This window comes from Pseudomonas sp. SC3(2021) (assembly GCF_019856535.1).
Classification (GTDB): Bacteria; Pseudomonadota; Gammaproteobacteria; order Pseudomonadales; family Pseudomonadaceae; genus Aquipseudomonas; species Aquipseudomonas monsensis.
Map to the genome: position 1 here is coordinate 5,992,923 of NZ_CP082236.1, position 21,340 is coordinate 6,014,262.

The 21,340-nt window shown below is 59.6% G+C and carries 17 protein-coding genes; 13 read left to right on the top strand and 4 right to left on the bottom strand.

The window, feature by feature from the left end; translation table 11 throughout:
- Window positions 1–46: 46 nt before the first annotated feature.
- Window positions 47–1,213, bottom strand: a complete 1,167-nt coding sequence (locus K5Y35_RS26560) for a PLP-dependent aminotransferase family protein (protein ID WP_222833356.1) — start codon at window positions 1,211–1,213, stop codon at window positions 47–49.
- Between the two features lie 82 nt (window positions 1,214–1,295).
- Here K5Y35_RS26560 and K5Y35_RS26565 point away from each other — a divergent pair, with 82 nt between their 5' ends.
- The 5 genes from K5Y35_RS26565 to K5Y35_RS26585 all read left to right on the top strand — a co-directional run bounded on the left by K5Y35_RS26565 (window position 1,296) and on the right by K5Y35_RS26585 (window position 9,942).
- Window positions 1,296–1,742, top strand: a complete 447-nt coding sequence (locus tag K5Y35_RS26565; RefSeq protein WP_128616531.1) for a MarR family winged helix-turn-helix transcriptional regulator — start codon at window positions 1,296–1,298, stop codon at window positions 1,740–1,742.
- Window positions 1,743–2,057: 315 nt separating this feature from the next.
- A complete protein-coding gene (locus K5Y35_RS26570) occupies window positions 2,058–3,407 on the top strand; it encodes an NCS2 family permease (protein WP_123467394.1) in 1,350 nt (449 codons plus the stop codon).
- Window positions 3,408–3,496: 89 nt separating this feature from the next.
- Window positions 3,497–4,126: a LysE family translocator gene (locus tag K5Y35_RS26575; protein WP_123467396.1), complete on the top strand. Its 630-nt coding sequence runs from the start codon at window positions 3,497–3,499 to the stop codon at window positions 4,124–4,126.
- 206 nt (window positions 4,127–4,332) lie between these two features.
- Window positions 4,333–7,851 carry a calcium-binding protein gene (locus tag K5Y35_RS26580; protein ID WP_222833357.1) on the top strand — a complete coding sequence of 1,173 codons (3,519 nt, stop codon included), beginning with the start codon at window positions 4,333–4,335 and terminating at the stop codon, window positions 7,849–7,851.
- Between the two features lie 183 nt (window positions 7,852–8,034).
- On the top strand, window positions 8,035–9,942 hold the full coding sequence (locus K5Y35_RS26585; RefSeq protein WP_222833358.1) for a hypothetical protein: 1,908 nt from the start codon (window positions 8,035–8,037) through the stop codon (window positions 9,940–9,942).
- Between the two features lie 143 nt (window positions 9,943–10,085).
- Here K5Y35_RS26585 and uraH read toward each other — a convergent pair whose 3' ends face one another.
- Window positions 10,086–10,439 carry a hydroxyisourate hydrolase gene (gene uraH / locus K5Y35_RS26590; RefSeq protein ID WP_003223171.1) on the bottom strand — a complete coding sequence of 118 codons (354 nt, stop codon included), beginning with the start codon at window positions 10,437–10,439 and terminating at the stop codon, window positions 10,086–10,088.
- Between the two features lie 431 nt (window positions 10,440–10,870).
- Here uraH and puuE point away from each other — a divergent pair, with 431 nt between their 5' ends.
- From puuE to K5Y35_RS26630, 8 genes are all read left to right on the top strand, one after another.
- Complete coding sequence (puuE, locus tag K5Y35_RS26595; RefSeq protein ID WP_222833359.1) at window positions 10,871–11,797, top strand: allantoinase PuuE; 927 nt, start codon at window positions 10,871–10,873, stop codon at window positions 11,795–11,797.
- On the top strand, window positions 11,794–12,309 hold the full coding sequence (gene uraD, locus K5Y35_RS26600; protein WP_186747529.1) for a 2-oxo-4-hydroxy-4-carboxy-5-ureidoimidazoline decarboxylase: 516 nt from the start codon (window positions 11,794–11,796) through the stop codon (window positions 12,307–12,309). The genes puuE and uraD overlap by 4 nt, the downstream gene beginning before the upstream one ends.
- A gap of 87 nt (window positions 12,310–12,396) precedes the next feature.
- A complete protein-coding gene (gene alc / locus K5Y35_RS26605; RefSeq protein ID WP_128616521.1) occupies window positions 12,397–13,392 on the top strand; it encodes an allantoicase in 996 nt (331 codons plus the stop codon).
- 121 nt (window positions 13,393–13,513) lie between these two features.
- A complete protein-coding gene (locus K5Y35_RS26610; protein WP_016773758.1) occupies window positions 13,514–14,017 on the top strand; it encodes an ureidoglycolate lyase in 504 nt (167 codons plus the stop codon).
- A gap of 51 nt (window positions 14,018–14,068) precedes the next feature.
- The gene (locus tag K5Y35_RS26615) at window positions 14,069–15,379 is read left to right on the top strand and encodes a urate hydroxylase PuuD (RefSeq protein ID WP_222833360.1); all 1,311 of its coding nucleotides are present in this window, start codon (window positions 14,069–14,071) and stop codon (window positions 15,377–15,379) included.
- Between the two features lie 168 nt (window positions 15,380–15,547).
- A complete protein-coding gene (locus K5Y35_RS26620) occupies window positions 15,548–16,906 on the top strand; it encodes a nucleobase:cation symporter-2 family protein (protein WP_123467409.1) in 1,359 nt (452 codons plus the stop codon).
- Between the two features lie 155 nt (window positions 16,907–17,061).
- Window positions 17,062–17,847: an outer membrane protein OmpK gene (locus K5Y35_RS26625; protein ID WP_222833361.1), complete on the top strand. Its 786-nt coding sequence runs from the start codon at window positions 17,062–17,064 to the stop codon at window positions 17,845–17,847.
- 372 nt (window positions 17,848–18,219) lie between these two features.
- Window positions 18,220–19,005, top strand: coding sequence for an outer membrane protein OmpK (locus K5Y35_RS26630; protein WP_123467415.1), 786 nt, complete (start codon window positions 18,220–18,222; stop codon window positions 19,003–19,005).
- Between the two features lie 114 nt (window positions 19,006–19,119).
- Here the strand turns inward: K5Y35_RS26630 and K5Y35_RS26635 are convergent, their stop codons facing one another.
- Window positions 19,120–20,292, bottom strand: a complete 1,173-nt coding sequence (locus K5Y35_RS26635; protein ID WP_123467417.1) for a patatin-like phospholipase family protein — start codon at window positions 20,290–20,292, stop codon at window positions 19,120–19,122.
- Window positions 20,293–20,328: 36 nt separating this feature from the next.
- Complete coding sequence (locus K5Y35_RS26640) at window positions 20,329–21,261, bottom strand: lipid A biosynthesis lauroyl acyltransferase (protein ID WP_222833362.1); 933 nt, start codon at window positions 21,259–21,261, stop codon at window positions 20,329–20,331.
- Between the last annotated feature and the right edge of the window lie 79 nt (window positions 21,262–21,340).

A 21,340-nucleotide genomic window follows, 5' to 3' on the forward strand; every position in this document is an offset into this window, starting at 1 on the left:
AGTCCAGACAACAATAAACCGGCCCTCAAGCCGGTTTATTTGTTTTTCACGCCGCTTTGTCTATCTGCGCCTGCCGCACCACCGCCGCCAACCGCTTCAGTCCTTCATCCAGCCGCGCCGGATCGATGTGGCTGAAATTCAGCCGCAGATGCCCAAGATTTTTATCGGGATCGGGAAAGAACGGTTCGCCCGGCATGAACGCCACGTCGTTGGCCAGCGCCTCGTTGAGCAAGGTGCGCGTATCCAGCGGTTGCTTGAGCGTCAGCCAGAAAAACAACCCGCCCTGCGGCATGTTCCAGTCCGCCAGGTCGGAAAAATGCGTTTCCAGCGCTGACTGAAAAGCATCGCGGCGCTGCCGATAGAAGCTGCGCAACTCACTCAAGTGCTGCTGATATTTCTCACTGCCAATCCACTGCAGCGCCTGCCATTGACCGATGCGATTGGTGTGCAGATCCGCCGATTGTTTGAGTTTCAGCAGGTGCGGGAACAGGTCCGGGCTGGCGATCAGGTAACCCACGCGCAACCCCGGCAGCAGGGTTTTCGACACGGTCCCGGTGTAGATCCAGCTGGCTTTTTGCAAACGTCCGGCAATCGGTTTGGCGCTGCCGCCATCGAAGGTCAGTTCACGATAGGGTTCGTCTTCAATCAGGGTCACGCCGAACTCATCGAGCAATGCCGCGACGGCGGCGCGTTTGGCTTCGCTGTAGCGCACGGCGGACGGGTTCTGGAAGGTCGGAATCAGATAGATGAATGCGGGCCGATGCTGTTCAAGGCGACTGCGTAACTGCACGAGGTTCGGGCCATCGGATTCTTGCGCCACGGTCAGGCAATCGGCGCCGAATAACTGGAAGATCTGCAACGCCGCCAGGTAAGTCGGCGCTTCCAGCAGAATTTCGGTGCCTTTGTCGATGTAGAGCTTGGCGGCCAGATCCAGGGTTTGCTGGGAACCGCTGACCACCAGCACCTGACTCGCCTCACACGCCAGGCCGAGCGCCCTCGCCTCTGCCGCCAACGCCTCGCGCAACGCCGGCTCGCCTTCGCTCATGCCGTATTGGCCGAGCGACAGCGGCATGTCATCCCATTCGACCTTCGGCAGCATGGCTTCAGCCGGGAGGCCACCGGCGAACGACATCATTTCCGGACGCTGGGCAGCGGCGAGGATTTCGCGGATCAGAGAACTTTTAAGGCGCGAGACACGTTCGGAAAAAGCCATGGTGGTCACCGGTAGCGAGGCAGGGAAAAAATGAGTCAAACTAGTTGACTGAAACTACGACAGCTTGAGCGAGTACGTCAATATGCTTGACCTTAAAAATCCCGCTAGCCAGCAACAAGCGATGGAAGCGTTTTTCTTCGGCTATCAGGCCTTCACCGCCAAGGCCGATGAAATGCTCGAGCGTCGCGGCCTGTCGCGGGTGCATCAGCGCATCGTATTTTTCATCGCGCGCTACCCGAATCTCAGTGTGAAGGAATTACTGGGATTGCTTGGAGTGAGTAAACAGGCGCTGAACATGCCGTTGCGTCAGTTGCAGGAAATGCATTTGGTGGACAGCGTGGCGTCCGAGACCGACAAGCGGAAACGTCTGCTGGCGTTGACCGCTGAAGGCGCCAGGTTCGAGCAGGCGTTGCGGCGTGAACAGGTGAAACTGCTCGAGCGGGTGTTTGCCGAGGCTGGGGAGGCGGCGGTGAATGGATGGTTGGCGGTGAATATGGCCCTTGGGAACACTCAGTCACATCTTGATTGACTGAACCGGCCTCATCGCTGGCAAGCCAGCTCCCACAAAGATAACGGCGTCCGCAGATAGGGAGAAACCCGCAAATCCTCTGGGAGCTGGCTTGCCAACGATGGGGCACTTGAGGGCGATATATCCCTATCGCCTGATCTTTCGTAAACAAAACCAAAAACAATATTTGCTTTATTTGTACACAAAAGCATAATCCACAGCGTGCGAGTTCCTGACCGCATGGTCAACAAATTCGCGTATGCCTCAAAGGGCCGCTGCCACCCCTCATGGGTCCGGCCCTGGAAATAACAATAAAACTCTTGAGGAGTACTCGCTGTGGAAAGCCGCAAATCCGAAGCATCGACGTTGGAACTCTCACCGCCCTTACGCACCGGCGTGCTGGAGCGCATCTTCAAACTCAGCTTGCACGGCACCACGGTGAAGACCGAACTGATTGCCGGTCTGACAACCTTCATCACCATGGCTTACATCATCTTCGTCAACCCGAACATCATGGCCGATGCCGGGATCGATCACGGTGCCGCGTTCGTCGCCACCTGCATCGCCGCCGCGTTGGGCTGCCTGCTGATGGGCCTGTACGCCAACTGGCCGGTGGGTCTGGCCCCGGGCATGGGCCTCAATGCGTTCTTCACCTACACCGTGGTCGGCACCATGGGCTACAACTGGGAAACTGCGCTGGGTGCGGTGTTCGTCTCCGGGGTGCTGTTCATGATCCTGACCTTCTCGCGCATTCGCGAGTGGCTGCTCAACAGCATTCCAGTCAGCCTGCGCTTTGCGATGGGTGCCGGTGTCGGTCTGTTCCTCGGGCTGATCGGCCTGAAAACCGCAGGCATCGTCGTCGATAGCCCGGCCACTCTGATCAAGCTCGGCTCCCTGCGTGAACCCGGCCCGCTGCTGGCGGCGATCTGCTTCCTGATGATCGCGATCCTCAGCTATCACAAGGTCTTTGGCGCAATCCTCATCAGCATCATCACCGTGACCCTGGCCGGCTGGGGCCTGGGCATCGTGCACTACTCGGGCATCATGTCGGCTCCGCCGAGCCTGGCGCCGACCTTCATGGCGATGAACATCGCAGGTGTGTTCAACGTCAGCATGATCAGCGTGGTCCTGGCCTTCCTCTTTGTGCACATGTTCGACACCGCCGGCACTCTGATGGGCGTCGCCCAGCGCGCCAATCTGGTCAACGCTGACGGGCGTATCGAAAACCTCTCCCGCGCCATGAAAGCCGACAGTGCCTCCAGCGTCTTCGGCGCCGTGGTGGGCGTTCCTCCGGTCACAAGCTATGTGGAAAGTGCCGCCGGTGTAGCCGCTGGCGGTCGGACTGGTCTTACCGCCGTCACCGTAGGTGTGCTATTTATAGCGGCAATGTTTTTCGCACCGCTGGCCGGCATGATTCCCGCTTACGCCACCGCCGGCGCCTTGATCTACGTTGCGATGCTGATGATGGGTGGCATGGCCCACATCGAGTGGGACGAAGCCACCGATGCCATCCCGGCGATCGTCACCGCGATCATGATGCCGCTGACCTTTTCGGTCGCCGACGGCATCGCACTGGGTTTCATCACCTACGTGGCGTTGAAGGCCGGTACCGGCAAGTACAAGGAGATTTCCGTCAGCCTGTGGGTGCTCTGCGCGATCTTCATCGCCAAGTTCATTTTCTTGTAAGCGTCACGCGGTTCACGCTTCAAATCAGCCTCACCCCACCGGGTGGGGCTTTTGCACATTCTTGAGTACAACAAAAAAGGAGCAAAGTGATGAGTCTGGAAACCTGGCTGCTGTTCAGCGGCGCTGCGCTGGTGGTGATCCTGATTCCGGGACCCCTGTCATTGCTGATGATCAGCAACAGTCTGAATTTCGGTTTGCGCCGTTCTTACCCGGCCTTTCTCGGCGGGGTCACCGCGTCGATCTGCCTGCTCAGCGCTTCGGCATTGGGCCTCGGCGCCCTGCTGCTGGCGTCGGAACAGCTGTTCAGTGCGCTGAAAATCGTTGGCGCCCTGTACCTGTTCTATCTCGCCTGGCAGAGCTGGCAGCAATCGCGCCAGCCCTCGGTCGGCGCCGAAGTGCCACAAGCGGCGCCTGTGCCGCGGTTTCGCGCATTGTTCGGGCGCGCATTCGTGCTCGGCGCAAGCAACCCGAAAGACATCCTGTTCTTCGCCGCCTTCCTGCCGCAGTTCCTCAGTGCCGAGCAACCGTTCCTGCCCCAGTTGCTGATCATGATCGCCACCTGGACCCTGCTGGATCTGCTTTGCAAACTGGCGTACGGCCTGGGTGCCCATGGCGCCGCGCGTTACCTGCGCAGCGGCAAAGGACAAAGCTGGTTCAACCGGATCAGCGCCGGACTGTTCGGCGGTGCCGGCACAGCCTCTTTGCTCAGCAGCCACTGACCAGTTGATATCCAGACAAGCCATCCCGACCGACGGGATGGCTTTTTTGTTTCTGCGCCCCCCCTCCATCCGGGCACTTGAAACACCCCGGTCGCCGCCACGTGCGCAATACATCGCAACAACCCGCCGATGTACATCAGCTCGAAAATCCCGCCACCATAACCTCGCTTCATTCACACCCATTTGCCAGAACAAGGATGTTCACAATGGCCGCTCTTATCCAGGATGCCTCGATACAAGTTGACGCTGTGGTCGTCACCGACATGGGCTTTCACGCCAACGCACGCACAGCTTCGACCCTCGACCTGAACCGTGCCCCCCAGTCGCAGGCAGGTACAAAGAACAAAAACCGCATCAGGCAATTGCATGTGGTCGACGATTTATTCGGTCCGCTGCACATCGGCTCCGCCTCAGTCACGCGCGCGTATCTTCACGCCCTGGGTGCGACGATTGACGGGCTGCCACTGAATGGCAGAAACACCCTCTTTCGAATTCCCGGACGCGCCTTCATCAACGCGTTGCAATTCAGTCCAGCCAAAATCGAAGCGCAGATAAAGTCCGCCACGGCGCTGAACAGTGACCGACTGTCGACCCTGCTGTTCGAGATCGCCAGCCAGCGTCCGCTCAGTGCACCGCCCATGATCAGAGAAGGCCGCGCCACCCGTCTCGATCGGGAGGGCCATTACCGCAAGCTCGCAAAACTTCTGGATTGCGCACAAAAACTGGACCTCAGCCACGCCCGCTTACCCCGGCACACGCCACGCTGGGTGGCGCGGGCCAAGACCTTTGGCGCCCTGGGTTCCAGTGTCGGCGTTCAGTCGTTCGGCATTTTCATGGGGCTGCGCGGTTTGGTCTCGGCGATAAAACTCAATGATCGCGCCGAGATCGCAATCAACACGGCCGGTCTGCTTTCAGAGGCTGGCTCCATCGCCGCCGACATCACCATCACCCAGATCGCGACGCAAATGATGAAGGCCGGACAAGCCGGTTACCGCGACTTCGCCAGAACCCGATTCGCCCTCCGGCTGAGCCGCTCCGGTGGTCTGATCGGCGGCGCGCTGACCCTGCCGTTCGATATCTACATGGCGGTCAGGGCGTTCAATTCGGCCAGCAACGCGACCGGGAAAGCGGCCATGGATCACTATGTGGAAGCCGGATTGAGCATCACCAGCGCTGCCATGACCGTGATCCTCGGTGCTGCGGCGATGGCCGGTTTTTCGTTTGCCGGTCCCGTGGGCCTCGCCGCCGGCCTGATGCTGGCGGTCGGCTCGCAGATTTATGGGGCGGTGCGGCTGGTGGATGACATTGATGACTACATCGAACTCAGCGACGAGGAGCGTTGGCGTACCGGCTGGTTCACCTTCTGCTTCATGAGTCCCGACGCAGAGGTCCAGGATCGCTACACCCTCGCCAAAGCGCGGGTCGAACACGCCAGGCAACTGAAGGCCACGGCCAGAAGACTGCTCGATGGCGAACTCAAGGACAGTACCGAAGCCATCGTCAACGGTGCCTGGGACGTCGAACTGAAACCGACCCGGGTGTGGACGCGTAACTGGTGGACCAAACAGGACGCCTGGGAAACCGTCAACGTTCCACAGATCAAGGACGGAGACGACACCCTCGACGCTCGCGCAGGCGTCACCGACAAGACGCCCGGCGCCGAACTGGGTACGGCGGGACAGCACAAGGGTGTCCTGTGGTTCATCGGTGACGGCCGGGATTCGATACAGGGCGTCGAAAAGAAGTCGAACGCCTTCCATTACAAGGCGGGTGTCAAAGACCTCACAGGCGGTGAAAAGGATGACCGCTTTGTCTTCGAGGGCGCCGCCAATCAGCTCAAGGACACCAGCGCGATAACCGCACCTTCGATACTGAAGGGCGGTGCAGGTGAAGACACGTTGTCACTGGGCGGCGCTCACCCGATACGGGCCAGAGGCGAAGCCGGCTACAGCGTCCATTTATCGGCGGGGACATTGCACACGATGAACCCGGACCCCGCTGACCCAGGCCGCAGAAAACGCGTTTTGCACAGTCGCCTGGACAGTATCGAAAACGTGGATACCGTGCCGTTCGGCGCAAGCCACGTCATCGGCTCCGACCAACGCAACATCATCAAGGCCCGCGGCAAGGACTCGATCAACGCAGGCGCCGGAAACGATCAGATCCATCTGTTGCACAAAGAGGTCGCAGCAAACGGCGGCGCTGGCACGGATGAGTATTTCATCGCCCATGAGGCGGCTCGCGTGTGCATCACGGAAGACGGGGAGGAGGAAAGTTTCATCGTCCTTAACTGGCGAATGGACCTGATCAAAAGCTGGTTCATCAAACGCAGTACGCTGGTGATCACCTCTGGCTTCGATTTTCATGATCAGGCCAAAAGCGTGGTCTTCATTCACGACGTCTACCGGAAAGTCGATAAGCAGTGGCGCTTGAAGAACAACAAACTGATCTTCATCACCCGAGATGGCTACCATCTGACCCCTGAGCTGCCGGAGACCGCCAGCGACGACACGTTCGTCGAAATCGAAATGGTCATTACCAAACCGGGGCAACCCGAGCGGCCGATTATTCTCTATGACGCCGAATGCATCATTCAACACCAGAACGACGCACGCTATTACCTCCCCAGAGTGCAGCAACACATTGCTTTCTATTCGGTAGAGCGCGCCAATGCGGTGACAAAACTCTATCTGGACTACTCCAGCAGCGAATTGACCAAAGCCGAAGCGAACTTCCTTGCAACACTCTCGGAAAAAGAGGTTCCTGACGTGATTGTCGGGTGCGACCTGACCTACCACTTCGGTCAGAACACACTGACCTTGAAGGGGTTCTCCCATGCTCGTGGTGGTCAGGATCCCATGAATGTCATCAAGATTCTGCGCACCATGGCCATTCGCAACCAGGCCAGATACGTGCTGATTTTCAACGACGGTGTCGCCCTCAACCCCCAACTCACCCCGGAAACCGACGCGGCACCGGTCAATGCGCACTATAAGGTGCATGCCCACACGCACTGGACTACGCCCATGTTGTTGCCGCTGGAGTGGCGATCCGCGCGGTTTGCCTTTGAATTGCCCGCCAACGAAGCCCATCACCTCGGCGCAAGAGACGCTTGCGCCAAACTCACCTCTTACCCTGAACAAACGGCCATGGAGCATCTGGTGGGACAAGGTTCTACCTACCTTGTCCACCTTGCCGCCGATACCACCCTCAAAATCAAAACCCCGGGCGCCCTGGCCAGCGCTCCTGTCAGGCTCCCCTTCGCTTCCACCTGGGAGTTCGATGCAACTGCCCTGGGAAATGCCCGGATAACCCTGCAAGACAATCAGCTGCGGATAGGCACGTGTACGGTTCATCTGCCGGAATATGAAAGCGATGACCTGATTGATCAGGTGCGGGTCATATCAGCCAATGGCCTCGTTCACACGATCGACCTTTCCTTCGACAGGGTGTATGTCGAGGGGCTCGATGCAAGATTCTTTGCAGTCCCGGATTCGGCAGTGCCCTTGCCCGAAGGGTTAAGCGCAGTAGCCGACAAACAACTCAGGGTCAGAAACATCGCGCCGCTCGATAACAGCGCCGGAACGCTGACCTACAGCTTCCCCTTGCAGGGCTGGTTGCTCGACTCCGCCCCCATCGAATACTCACAGTTAAAAATCACCCACCGCTGCAGCCATCAACTGCCCGCCAGGCCCGTGCCCCCCATCAATGTGCCCGCGGCATAACGCGTCCACCTCGCCGGTACGCCGGCGAGGTCCCGGAACCTGCGTAACCCCTCGCATCATTTGAATTCCGCGCAAGACACATATACCGCACGGCACCTCGCCTTTCTGCCGAACATCAACATTGCGCAAGCCACACAGGGTTACCGCGCTTTTTACAACTGCACATGATCAGAGAAAAAATGAATGGCCAAACCACCAAAATCCATTACCGGTGTGCGCCCGCACGATGCGCCCCCGCTGCAGCGGACGGCGCTCGCCCCCTCCTCGAGCCGTCATCTGAACGCCGCAGGCTCCGACGCGATGATGCCGGGTCGCGATCCACTGCCGGGGCCCTCTTCCAGTGCGTCGGCGAGTCATATCGCGCCTTCGTCTTCGGTCACTGTCAGTACAACGCCTGACCCGATCGCTGCCATGCTGGAAAGCAACCTCAGAGCCATTTCCTTGCCGGCGGAGCAGGCTGACCGGTTGCGACCTTCTGCAACCGTTGACGGGCTCTACTCAGACCCGCTGGGGCAACGCTATGCTCGCCTGGAAGACGGCGTTTATTACCGGGCTGAATTGAAGGCCAATGGCGATGTCGAGATCCCCTGGCCCTCTGCGCCGGGCGTGTCGGCGCCGCTGTTGCGAAAGATCGAGGGGCAGCCACGCTGGCGCCTGGAAGCGGACTGGTACTCGCACCAGCCCGTCACTGCAACCTGGATCGCGTCTATCCCTGACTCCGCCCAGGCACATCCCCCGGTGTTCCTCGCTCCCCAGTTGAGCGCGCAGCTGACCAGTGCGCACGACACACTGGCCGGCGTGCGCTACGACAAACGCAAGAAAACCTATGTCGATATGGCGGAAGGAACGGTCATGGTCGCCAGGAACAGTGAAGGACACTTCCAGCAGACCTTCGCCAGCGAGCTGACACCTTCCGGATTCCTCGTGGAGCCAGTCCCCGGGACGACGCTTTGGCGACGCAAACCGCAAGGTGTTGCAGACCGCCAAGAGCCCTCGTCGACAACAACCCGTCGCCTCAGCCGTGTCCCGGATGAACGTCAGTCAGGCACGAGCAAACGCCAGCGACGGGTTGAAACAGACGATATCCACCTTGCGTCTACGCCCCTTGCCAACGCTGACTGGCATTCGTGGGGACATGCCACAAAACCGCAATTGGGCGATTCCATCGAAATCGACGGCAGCCACTATGCGATTGTCGACCAGAACGGCCACCGCAGTGACGCACGGGTGTTTATCAAGCATCCGCAATTTTCCGCCAGCGATTTCAACGCCTTCGAACAGACACTGGGCAACACACCACACCTGCAACCTCGGAGCGCAGTGAAACATAAAGGCCCCGGGGCAGACGGTCCGATCGACACCTGGCGCGTCGACGACGGCCTGCCGTTCAGACAAACCCTGGCCCGATACGTCAGCGATACGTTTCCCTATATCTGCGACCACTCGGCCAGCAGGATCGCCCATGCCATGTTCAATCGAGCCAATCACGCCGAAGCGCTCAATGGTTACGGGCTTAACGATCTGTCTGAAACCTTCCGGCATTGGGCGCAGAGGTCGACAAACCTGTCCGAGCAAAAGGCCAGCCGCCCGGATCTGGTCGATCCGTTGATGTTACTGCCCGCGCTTGCCAGAACCGGCGAGCGCTACATCCCCAAACCCTCCGTCTCCGGCGAGGGGCTTCAGCGGATCGACTTCGATCTCCAGCGCATTCCCCCGCAATGGCGCACCATCGGTGACTCGTATCACATCAGCGAACTGCGGGCGCTGTTCGAGCAGGTGCTGAGGCATCAGGGCTACCACGTCTCCCCTTCATTCCGGGCGGCACCGGCGCAACGGGATGCGCTGATAATTCAGCGTCAAGGCGTCGATCAGGTATTCATCATGCTGTTCCCGACCTTGATGCAGGGTCATTACCTGGAGTTCGCCAGCAGGACCTGGCTGCGCACCCGAGCCTTGACGAACAAACATGATCCCGCCGACAAGACACTGCTGAACAAGGCGCTCGCCGAAAACAACGTTATCTTCCTGATGGGCGACCTGGAACGGGAGCCGCATGGCCAATCGCGTCTTTTTATTTTCCGTCAGCAATAACCGTGCTGCCAGGCTGGAACCAGCGGCCTGGCGAGCCGCACAGGCCACTCATGCAGACGAAAAAAAGCCCGCAGTGTGAGCGGGCGAAAGACCAAAGAAGCTATATGCGCAGTCGCTTCCCGGTGGGGGCAGCTGCTTGGGGGTCAGCTGCCCCGGTATGTGGAATAGCTGTATGGCGAAATCAGCAATGGCACGTGGTAGTGATCCTGTTCGGCAGAAATGCCGAAACGCAGCACCACCACGTCCAGAAACGCCGGCTCCGGTAACTGCACGCCACGGGCGCGGTAGTAATCACCGGCGTGGAACTGCACCTGATAGACCCCGGTGCGGTAGTCATCGCCTTGCAGCAGCGGCGCATCGACCCGGCCATCGCTGTTGGTAATCGCACTGGCGACCAATTCCAGATGCGAACCTTCAACGCGGTACAGCTCGACCTTGATCGAACTGCCCGGGCAACCGTGTGCAGCGTCCAAAACGTGTGTTGTCAAACGTCCCATTGATTCTGCGCGCCTGCCTGCGTGGAAGCAGTCAGACTTCGCGCCTCCCGAAGTCAGTTGAAAAGGAGACCGCACCGATTCGGAGCACGAAACGCTGCGGCGAGCGATTGATTAAGACACTTTTAATAAAAATTGTACACAATAAAAACGACATTTTTTACTTCACCCCCGCCATTCGGGCGTTTACCTCTTATTGGGTGCTTAAGCGCCTGTCTATTGAACCTGCGATCCATTAGCTGACTGATCAGGCAGGTTTCTTGCAGGCTCACGCCCTTAACAGCAAAAGATGACAGTCGGTGAAAAATGCGAAAATTCAGGCTTACAAATTGCGAATAAAGTTGTATACAATCAGCCCATCGCTGTGACGCCAGCCTGCTTACTCACCGCCAGGCCGCCACACCCTCTGTCAACGAACAAGAAGGAAGACTGCAGTGAGCGCTGACTACCCACGCGACCTGATCGGTTACGGCAGTAACCCTCCTCACCCCCACTGGCCGGGCAATGCCCGCATCGCCCTGTCGTTCGTGCTCAATTACGAAGAAGGCGGCGAGCGCAACATCCTGCACGGCGACAAAGAATCCGAAGCGTTCCTCTCCGAGATGGTTGCCGCCCAGCCGCTGCAGGGCGCGCGCAACATGAGCATGGAATCGCTTTACGAGTATGGCAGCCGCGCCGGTGTCTGGCGGATCCTCAAACTGTTCAAGGAATTCGACATTCCGCTGACCATCTTCGCCGTGGCCATGGCCGCCCAGCGTCACCCGGACGTGATCCGTGCGATGGTCGAAGCCGGTCACGAGATTTGCAGCCACGGCTACCGCTGGATCGACTACCAGTACATGGACGAGGCGCAGGAACGCGAGCACATGCTCGAAGCAATCCGTATCCTCACCGAAATCACCGGCGAGCGCCCATTGGGCTGGTACACCGGCCGCACCGGCCCGAACACCCGTCGCCTGGTGATGGAAGAAGGCGGTTTCCTCTACGACTGCGACACCTACGACGACGACCTGCCTTACTGGGAACCGAACAACCCGACCGGCAAGCCGCATCTGGTGATCCCGTACACCCTCGACACCAACGACATGCGCTTCACCCAGGTGCAGGGTTTCAACAAGGGCGACGATTTCTTCGAATACCTCAAAGACGCATTCGACGTGCTCTACGCCGAGGGCGCCGAAGCGCCGAAGATGCTTTCGATCGGTCTGCACTGCCGCCTGATCGGTCGTCCGGCGCGTCTGGCGTCGCTCAAGCGCTTCATCGAATACGCCAAAAGTCATGAACAGGTGTGGTTCAGCCGTCGCGTCGACATCGCACGCCACTGGCACGCAACCCACCCGTACCAAGGGGCCGCCAAATGAGCCGCTTTCAAACCCTGCAACCGTCGAGCCTGAGCCGCGACGCCTTCGTCAACGCCTTCGCCGACATCTACGAACATTCGCCATGGGTGGCCGAGAAGGCCTACGACCTGGGCGCGGACGCTTCGATCGACGAGATCGAAACCCTGCACCAGCGCATGAGCGACATCCTGTTGAGCGCCGATCACGCCAGCCAGCTTGCGCTGATCAACGCTCACCCGGACCTGGCCGGCAAAGCCGCCGTCCAGGGCCAGCTTACCGCGGCCAGTACTGAAGAACAGTCTGGCGCGGGGATTCACCAATGCACGGCCGAAGAGTTCCAGCGCTTCACCGAGCTGAACGACGCCTACAAGGCCAAGTTCAAGTTTCCCTTCATCATGGCGGTAAAAGGCAGCAACCGGCATCAGATCCTCGCGGCGTTCGAAACGCGCATTCACAACTCGGTCGATACCGAATTCAAATGCGCGCTGGCGGAGATCAACAAGATTGCCCTGTTCCGTTTACTGACCCTATAGCGAGCCTGACCCGAGTACATCAAACGCGGAGAGTACCCAGGGTCTTGCAAGCATCCCCAGCCACTTATTTAAAGGCAGACAAGAAGAATGAAAGCTTACGCCGTACCTTTCGAGAAGTTCGTCAACCTGGCCGATGCCCGTCTGGGCACCAAAATCATCTCGGTCACCGATGACTGGTTCGCAGACGCCAATCGTCTGTTTCAGCCGACCCCGGCCGTGTGGAAGGAGGGGGTGTTCGACGACAACGGCAAGTGGATGGACGGCTGGGAATCGCGCCGCAAGCGCTTCGAAGGCTTCGACAGCGCCGTAATCCGTCTGGGCGTACCGGGCTCGATCAAAGGCGTGGACATCGACACTTCATTCTTCACCGGCAACTTCCCGCCATCGGCCTCGCTGGAAGCGTGCTTCCTGGCCTCGGGCGAGCCGGACGAAAACACCCAGTGGACTGAAGTGCTGTCGGCCGTCGAGCTGCAGGGCAACAGCCACCACTACCACGAAATCAGCAACGACAAAGCCTTCAGCCACCTGCGCTTCAATATCTACCCGGATGGCGGTGTGGCCCGTCTGCGCGTGTACGGCATTCCGTTCCGCGACTGGTCGGCGGTTGGCGACAACGAGCAAGTCGACCTGGCTGCAGCCCTGAACGGTGGCCGCGCCCTCGCCTGCTCCGACGAACACTTCGGCCGCATGAGCAACATCCTCAACCCGGGCCGTGGCATCAACATGGGCGACGGCTGGGAAACCGCACGTCGTCGTACCCCGGGCAATGACTGGGTGATCGTCGCACTGGGCCACCCGGGCGAGATCGAAAAAATCATCGTCGACACCCTGCACTTCAAGGGCAACTACCCAGACACCTGCTCGATCCAGGGCGCGTTCGTGAAAGGCGGTACTGACAGCCAGATCGAAACCCAGTCGCTGTTCTGGCGTGAACTGCTGCCGAGCCAGAAGCTGGAAATGCACGCCGAACACACCTTCGTCGAACAGATCAAGGCACTGGGCCCGATCACCCACATCCGCCTGAACGTGTTCCCGGATGGTGGTGTGAGTCGCCTGCGTGTATTGGGCAAGGTCGCTAAATAAGCAGTGAGGCTATTCGCGAGCAAGCTCGCTCCCACATTTGGAATGCATTCCCCTGTGGGAGCGAGCTTGCTCGCGAAGGCGTCGGTACAGTCAACACAGAATTTTGGATAAGAAGAACAGCATGCGCACACTGACGATTGAACCGCTGACCAAAGAAGCCTTCGCCCCCTTCGGTGACGTGATCGAAACCGACGGCAGCGATCACTTCATGATCAACAACGGTTCGACCATGCGCTTCCATAAACTGGCGACGGTCGAAACCGCTACGCCTGAGGACAACGCGATCATCAGCATTTTCCGCGCCGACGCGCAGGACATGCCGCTGACCGTTTGCATGCTGGAACGCCATCCGCTGGGCAGCCAGGCTTTCATTCCGCTGCTCGGCAACCCCTTTCTGATCGTGGTCGCGCCAGTTGGCGATGAACCTGTATCAGGCTTGGTCCGCGCCTTCGTCACCAACGGCAGGCAGGGCATTAATTACCATCGCGGCGTCTGGCACCACCCGGTGCTGACGATCGAAAAGCGGGATGACTTCCTGGTGGTTGATCGCAGTGGCACAGGCAATAACTGCGATGAGCATTTTTTCAAAGAGGATGAGCGTTTGATCCTCGCCCCCCACCAATAAGAGAAGGTCTGATCACTCGACAACAAGAGTGACAGGCGAGAGGTAAAGACTGTGGAAGCACATCTGTTGGAATGGCTGAACCTGAGCGTGCGCTGGGTTCACATGATCACTGGCGTGGCCTGGATCGGCGCGTCGTTCTACTTCGTCTGGCTGGAGAACAACCTCAACCGCGTCAACCCGAAAACCGGTCTGGCCGGTGACCTGTGGGCGATCCACGGCGGCGGTATCTATCACCTGGAAAAATACAAACTGGCCCCACCGTCGATGCCGGAGAACCTGCACTGGTTTAAATGGGAAGCCTACTTCACCTGGATGTCGGGGATCGCGCTGCTGTGCGTGGTGTTCTACTCCAATCCGACGCTCTACCTGCTGGCTCCGGGCAGCACACTGAGCGGCCCTGAAGGCGTGGCCATCGGTATCGGCTCGCTGTTCCTCGGCTGGTTCATCTACTCCTTCCTGTGCGACTCGGCCCTGGGCAAACGCCCTGCTCTGCTCGGCTTCATTCTGTTCGTGCTGATCATCGGCGCAGCGTATGGCTTCAGCAAAGTGTTCAGCGGTCGTGGTGCGTACCTGCACGTCGGCGCGATCATCGGCACCATCATGGTCGGTAACGTGTTCCGCATCATCATGCCGGCGCAACGTGCACTGGTTGCCGCGATTGCCGAGAACCGCACGCCGGATCCGGCGCTGCCAGCCAAGGGTCTGTTGCGTTCGCGTCACAACAACTACTTCACCCTGCCGGTGCTGTTCATCATGATCAGCAACCACTTCCCGAGCACTTACGGCAGCCAGTACAACTGGTTGATCCTGGCCGGGATTGCAGTGTTGGCGGTGTTGGTGCGTCACTACTTCAACACCCGTCATGACAGCCACAAGTTTGCCTGGACCTTGCCTGTGGCAGCGGTGGGCATGATCAGTCTGGCGTACGTCACCGGCCCGATGCCGATGTCGACCGCGCCGGAAGTGGCCAAGGCGCCAGCCAAAATCGAGTACCAACCGCTGCCGGAAACGGCACTGGGCGGCGGCTTGAAACCGGCTGAAGCGGCACCGGCAGCCCCTGCCGAACCTGCAGCAGCACCGGCGCAAGCCTCCAACGCAGGGCCTGGCTTCGACAAAGTGCACAACGTGATTCAAGAGCGTTGCACGGTTTGCCATTCGGCCAAACCAACCAGCCCGTTGTTCAGCGCAGCTCCGGCGGGTGTGATGCTCGACACCCCTGAGCAAATTCGCCAGAACGCGGCACGCATCCAGGCGCAAGCCATCACCACGCAGATCATGCCACTGGGCAACATCACGCAGATGACCCAGCAGGAACGTGACCTGATTGGTGCATGGATCGCCCAGGGAGCGCAGACCAACTAAGCAGTAAAAGCATCGCTGGCAAGCCAGCTCCCACAGGGTTTTGCACTGCCTGTGTGGGAGCTGGCTTGCCAGCGATTGGCCGCAACGCGGTTGACCTGATGCAAAGAAACAGCTGTGAGCAACCCGGCAGCTGTTCAATCACAAGAATAAAAAGATCCGAGGTGTTGCATGTCCGAGCTGTCCAAAGCGCGCATCCCCGACGCACCCGCCATTCAGCGTTTGCCCCTTTTGCAACTGATCCTGGTCGGTTTGCAACATGTTCTGCTGATGTACGGTGGTGCCATCGCGGTGCCGCTGATCATTGGACAGGCCGCTGGCCTGAGTCGTGAAGAAATTGCCTTCCTGATCAACGCCGACCTGCTGGTCGCCGGTGTCGCCACCATCGTGCAGTCCTTGGGTATCGGCCCGATGGGCATTCGCATGCCGGTGATGATGGGCGCCAGTTTTGCCGCCGTCGGCAGCATGGTTGCCATGGCCGGCATGCCCGGTATCGGCCTGCAAGGCATCTTCGGTGCGACGATCGCCGCTGGGTTCTTCGGCATGCTCATTGCGCCTTTCATGTCCAAGGTCGTGCGCTTCTTCCCGCCGCTGGTGACCGGCACGGTCATCACCTCGATCGGTTTGTCGCTGTTCCCCGTGGCCGTGAACTGGGCCGGAGGCGGTGCCGCCGCTGCGCAATTCGGTTCACCAATTTACCTGGCCATCGCCGCACTGGTGCTGGCGACCATTCTGCTGATCCACCGTTTCATGCGCGGTTTCTGGGTCAACATTTCCGTGCTGATCGGCATGTGCATCGGCTACGTGCTGTGCGGCGCGCTCGGCATGGTCGATCTGAGCGGCATGGCCAACGCGCCATGGATTCAGTTCGTCACCCCGCTGCATTTCGGCATGCCGAAATTCGAACTCGCGCCGATTCTGTCGATGTGCCTGGTGGTGGTGATCATCTTCGTCGAGTCCACCGGGATGTTTCTGGCGCTGGGCAAGATCACCGACCAGGAAGTCTGCCCACGGATGCTGCGTCGCGGCCTGCTGTGCGATGCCGGCGCCTCGTTCGTCGCCGGTTTCTTCAACACCTTCACCCACTCCTCGTTCGCGCAGAACATCGGCCTGGTGCAGATGACCGGCGTGCGCTGCCGCTCGGTGACCATCGTTGCCGGCGGCCTGCTGATCGTGTTGAGCCTGCTGCCGAAAGCCGCGTTCCTCGTCGCGTCGATTCCACCGGCGGTGTTGGGCGGCGCAGCGATTGCGATGTTCGGCATGGTTGCCGCAACCGGCATCAAGATCCTCCAGGAAGCCGACATCGGTGACCGTCGCAACCAACTGCTGGTGGCGGTGAGCATCGGTATGGGCCTGATCCCGGTGGTGCGTCCGGAGTTCTTCGCCCACCTGCCAATGTGGATGAGCCCGATCACCCACAGCGGCATCGCCATGGCCACGCTCAGCGCGCTGACGCTGAACCTGCTGTTCAACATCCTTGGCGGCAAAGAGCGCGCAGCGATCAACGACTGCCACGCGCACCAGCACTAACGAAATAACCCTGTGGGAGCGAGCTTGCTCGCGAAAGCGGTGCGTCATTCAACAGTGATGGCGACTGACACGCCCTCTTCGCGAGCGAGCTCGCTCCCACAGGGGGCAAGCAACCGCTCTGCGCCTCAAACAATAAAAACAAGAGGGAGCACCAGATGATTCGCACGCAAACCAACGTTCTGTTGAGTGGCGGCCTGCTGGCCGCGAGTCAGGCCATGGCCGGCGATTTACTGCTGTGGCAGACCAACAGCCTGAGCTATCTGTATGGCAAGAACTTCGCGATCAACCCGTCGATCCAGCAGACGGTGACGTTCGAACACGTTGACAAATGGAAGTACGGCGACAACTTCCTGTTCGTCGACAAAATCTTCTACAACGGCCAGGAAGACCGCAACAAAGGCCCCCATACCTTCTACGGCGAATTCACCCCACGCTTCTCGTTCGGCAAGATCTTCGACCGCAAGCTCGAATTCGGGCCGATCAAGGACGTGCTGCTGGCGATGACCTACGAGTACGGCGAAGGCGAGAGCGAGGCCTACCTGATCGGCCCCGGTTTCGACCTCAAGGTGCCGGGCTTCAACTACGTGACCCTGAACATCTTCCGCCGCCAGACCGAAGGCCCGCGCCCCGGCGACGGCGTCTGGCAGATCACCCCCGGCTGGTCCTACAGCTTTCCCCTGGGCAATTCCGATGTGCTGATCGACGGCTATCTGGACTGGGTGGTCGACAACGATGAGAACTCGCGCGGCACCTACCACGCCAACCTGCACATCAATCCGCAGATCAAGTACGACCTGGGCAAGGCCTTGGGCTGGCGTCAGAAGCAGCTGTATGTCGGTACCGAATACAGCTATTGGAAGAATAAATACGGCATTGAAAGCAGCCACAACTTCGACACCAACCAGAACACCGCCAGCCTGCTGGTGAAGGTGCACTTTTAAGATGGCCCGCAACCGTGCCCCATACCTGTCGTCGGTGCTCTGTTGCGGGGCACTTGAGAGCTGGCCGAGGAGTCAGTATTCTCCGCGGCCTCTTGAATTCGGTCTAAAAAAAAGCCCGGATTTAATTCCTGACCAGCGGGCCAACTTATCCCGGCCCCGGTCAGTACCGAGGCATCCCGAAAACACGCTCAATCGACTGTTTTTCAGCAGCCGATCGGGCGTTTTTTTGCTTTTCGAACGCCTTGGCTCAGCTCTTGCTAACAGCATCAAAGCTGACCGGTCGGATGACTTTTACAGCAATGAAAAAAGGTGCCACACCAGAGCGCCGATCTTAAAAAAAATAAACGTAGAACCTACTTTGGGAGCAACCGAATGAAACGTATGTGCACCAGCCTGATGCTCGCGGGATCGATGTTGGCCGGCGGCCAGGCCATGGCCGACGGCCTGCTGCAATGGCAGAACAACAGCCTGACCTACCTCTACGGCAAAGACTTCAAGGTCAACCCGGCGATCCAGCAGACCGTTACCTTCGAGCACGCCGATGGCTGGAAGTATGGGGACAACTTCCTGTTCGTCGACAAGATCTTCTACAACGGCAAGCCGGACGGCGGCGTCGGCAACAACACGTACTACGGCGAGTTCAGCCCGCGCCTGTCGCTCGGCAAGATCCTCGACCAGAAGATCGAGTTCGGCCCGATCAAGGACGTGTTGCTGGCGATGACCTATGAGTTCGGTGAGGGCGATGTCGAGTCTTACCTGATCGGCCCAGGCTTCGACCTGGCGATCCCGGGTTTCGACTACTTCCAGTTGAACTTCTACCAGCGTCACACCGAAGGTTCGCGCCCGGGTGACAACGTCTGGCAGATTACGCCGGTGTGGTCCTACACCATCCCGGTCGGCGACTCGAACATTCTGATCGATGGTTTCATGGACTGGGTGGTCGACAACGACGTCAACAGCAAGGGCGAATACCACGCCAACCTGCACTTCAACCCACAGATCAAATACGACCTGGGCAAGGCGCTGAATTTCGGCGAGAAGCAGCTCTACGTCGGTGTTGAATACGACTACTGGAAAGACAAGTACGGGATCGACGACACCCGTGCATTCACCACCAATCAGAACGTGACCAGCTTCCTGGTGAAGTTCCACTTCTGATCCAGCGGCGTCCGCAAGGACGCCTTCGCGAGCAAGCTCGCTCCCACAGGGATTTTGTGAACGACACATTTCCTGTGGGAGCGAGCTTGCTCGCGAATGGCTTCAGCACAGGTTTCAGGCCGGAACCACCGCCTCGGTGATCCCCAGAAACCGGCACAGCTCCTCGCGCTTGGCCAGCGCATCGCGCCGTCCCAAGTCAATCAGCTCGCTGCAATACCCCGCCTCGAACAGCAGATAACTCAACACCCCTGCCCCACTGGTCTTGGTCGCCCCCGGTCCGCGCAAGAACAGGCGCAACGCCGCTGGCAATTCCTGGCGATGCCGCGCCGCGATCTCATCAATCGGCTGACTCGGCGAAATCACCAGCACCTCCACCGGCGCCACGCCCAGCGTACGGGTCGGCGTGCCTTCGGGCATCAAATGGCTGAACTGGTTGAGACGCTGCAGCAGTTCGATATCGCTCTCCAGACTGTCAATAAACGTGCTGTTGAGCATGTGCCCGCCGATCTGTGCCAGCGTCGGCTGTTGCCCGGTGTAGGCGCGCTCCAACGGCTGCTGCGGATCGAAACCGCGCGGGTTGCCACTGACGCCCACCACCAGCACCCGGCTCGCGCCCAGATGCAGTGCCGGGCTGATCGGCGCGGACTGGCGCACCGCGCCATCACCAAAATATTCATCGCCGAGTTTGACCGGCGCGAACAGCAACGGAATCGCCGAACTGGCAAGCAGATGCTCCACCGTCAGTTGGGTCGGCACGCCAATACGCCGATGCCGCAGCCACGCGTCGATCTTGCCGCCGCCCTGATAGAACGTCACGGCTTGCCCCGACTCGTAGCCGAACGCCGTCACCGCCACCGCATGCAACTGCTTGCGCGCGATGGATTCGGCGATACCGGGCATGTGCAGTTTTTCTTCGAGTAAATCGCGCAAGGGCGAACTGTTGAGCAGCGCCACCGGCAATTGTCGACCGAGGCCGAGCAGGCTGTGGCTGACAAAACGACTGGCCTGATGAATGACGCCAGGCCAGTCACTGCGCAGCACACGATGACTGCGAAAGCCTTGCCAGAACAAAGTGAGGCGTTCGATGGCGGCGCGAAAGTCAGTGGCACCGCTGGCCAGACTGACGGCGTTGATCGCCCCGGCCGAGGTGCCGACGATCACCGGAAACGGATTGTCCGCGCCCGACGGCAGCAACTCGGCAATCGCTGCCAGCACGCCCACCTGATACGCCGCCCGAGCCCCGCCGCCGGAAAGAATCAAACCTGTAACCGGTTCAGCTGGGCTCATCGCAACACTCCGGGGTGCTTGAAGGGATGGGGGCAATCAACCGCGTTTGGCGTACAGCTTCGGCTCGCCGGGCGGGCGGCTCTTGAAGCGGCGATGTGCCCACAGGTATTGCTCGGGACAGGCTCGCAGGGCACTTTCCACCCACTGGTTGATGCGGATGCAATCGGCTTCTTCGGTCTCGCCGGGAAAGTCTTCCAGCGGCGGATGAATCACCAAGCGGTAACCGCTGCCATCGGCCAGACGTTCCTGAGTGAACGGCACGACCAGCGCCTTGCCCAGACGGGCAAATTTCGTCGTCGCAGTAACGGTCGCCGCCTGAATGCCGAACAGCGGCACGAAGATACTTTGCTTGGCGCCGTAGTCCTGATCCGGTGCGTACCAGATTGCCCGTCCCGAGCGCAGCAGCTTGAGCATGCCACGCACATCGTCGCGCTCCACGGCCAGCGAATCGAGATTGTGCCGCTCGCGACCACGACGCTGAACGAAGTCGAACAATGGATTCTTGTGTTCGCGGTACATGCCGTCGATGGTGTGTTGCTGGCCGAGCAGCGCCGCGCCGATCTCCAGCGTGGTGAAGTGCGCGGCCATCAGGATCACGCCCTTGCCTTCACGCTGGGCCTTTTGCAAATACTCAAGGCCTTCAACGTGGGCCAGTTTGGCCAGGCGCTCGCGCGACCACCACCAGCTCATCGCCATTTCAAAAAAAGCGATGCCGGTGGATGCGAAGTTTTCCTTGAGCAGGCGTTTGCGCTCGGCGGCGGATTTTTCCGGGAAGCACAGCTCAAGATTGCGCTTGGCGATGCGCCGCCGGTCGCCGGCCACGCGATACATCAAGGCGCCCAAAACTCGACCGATGGTCAGCAACACCGGATAAGGCAGCTGCACGATCAGCCACAAAAGCCCCAGACCGCACCAGAGCGGCCAGAAGCGTGGAGAAAGAAATGTTTTTCGAAAACGCGGGCGATCCATTAAAGCTTCCGTAAATACAGTGGCCGCGCATTCTACATCGTTCGACCCGGCTTGCGGCCTGCGGGCGTTCTCGTTATAA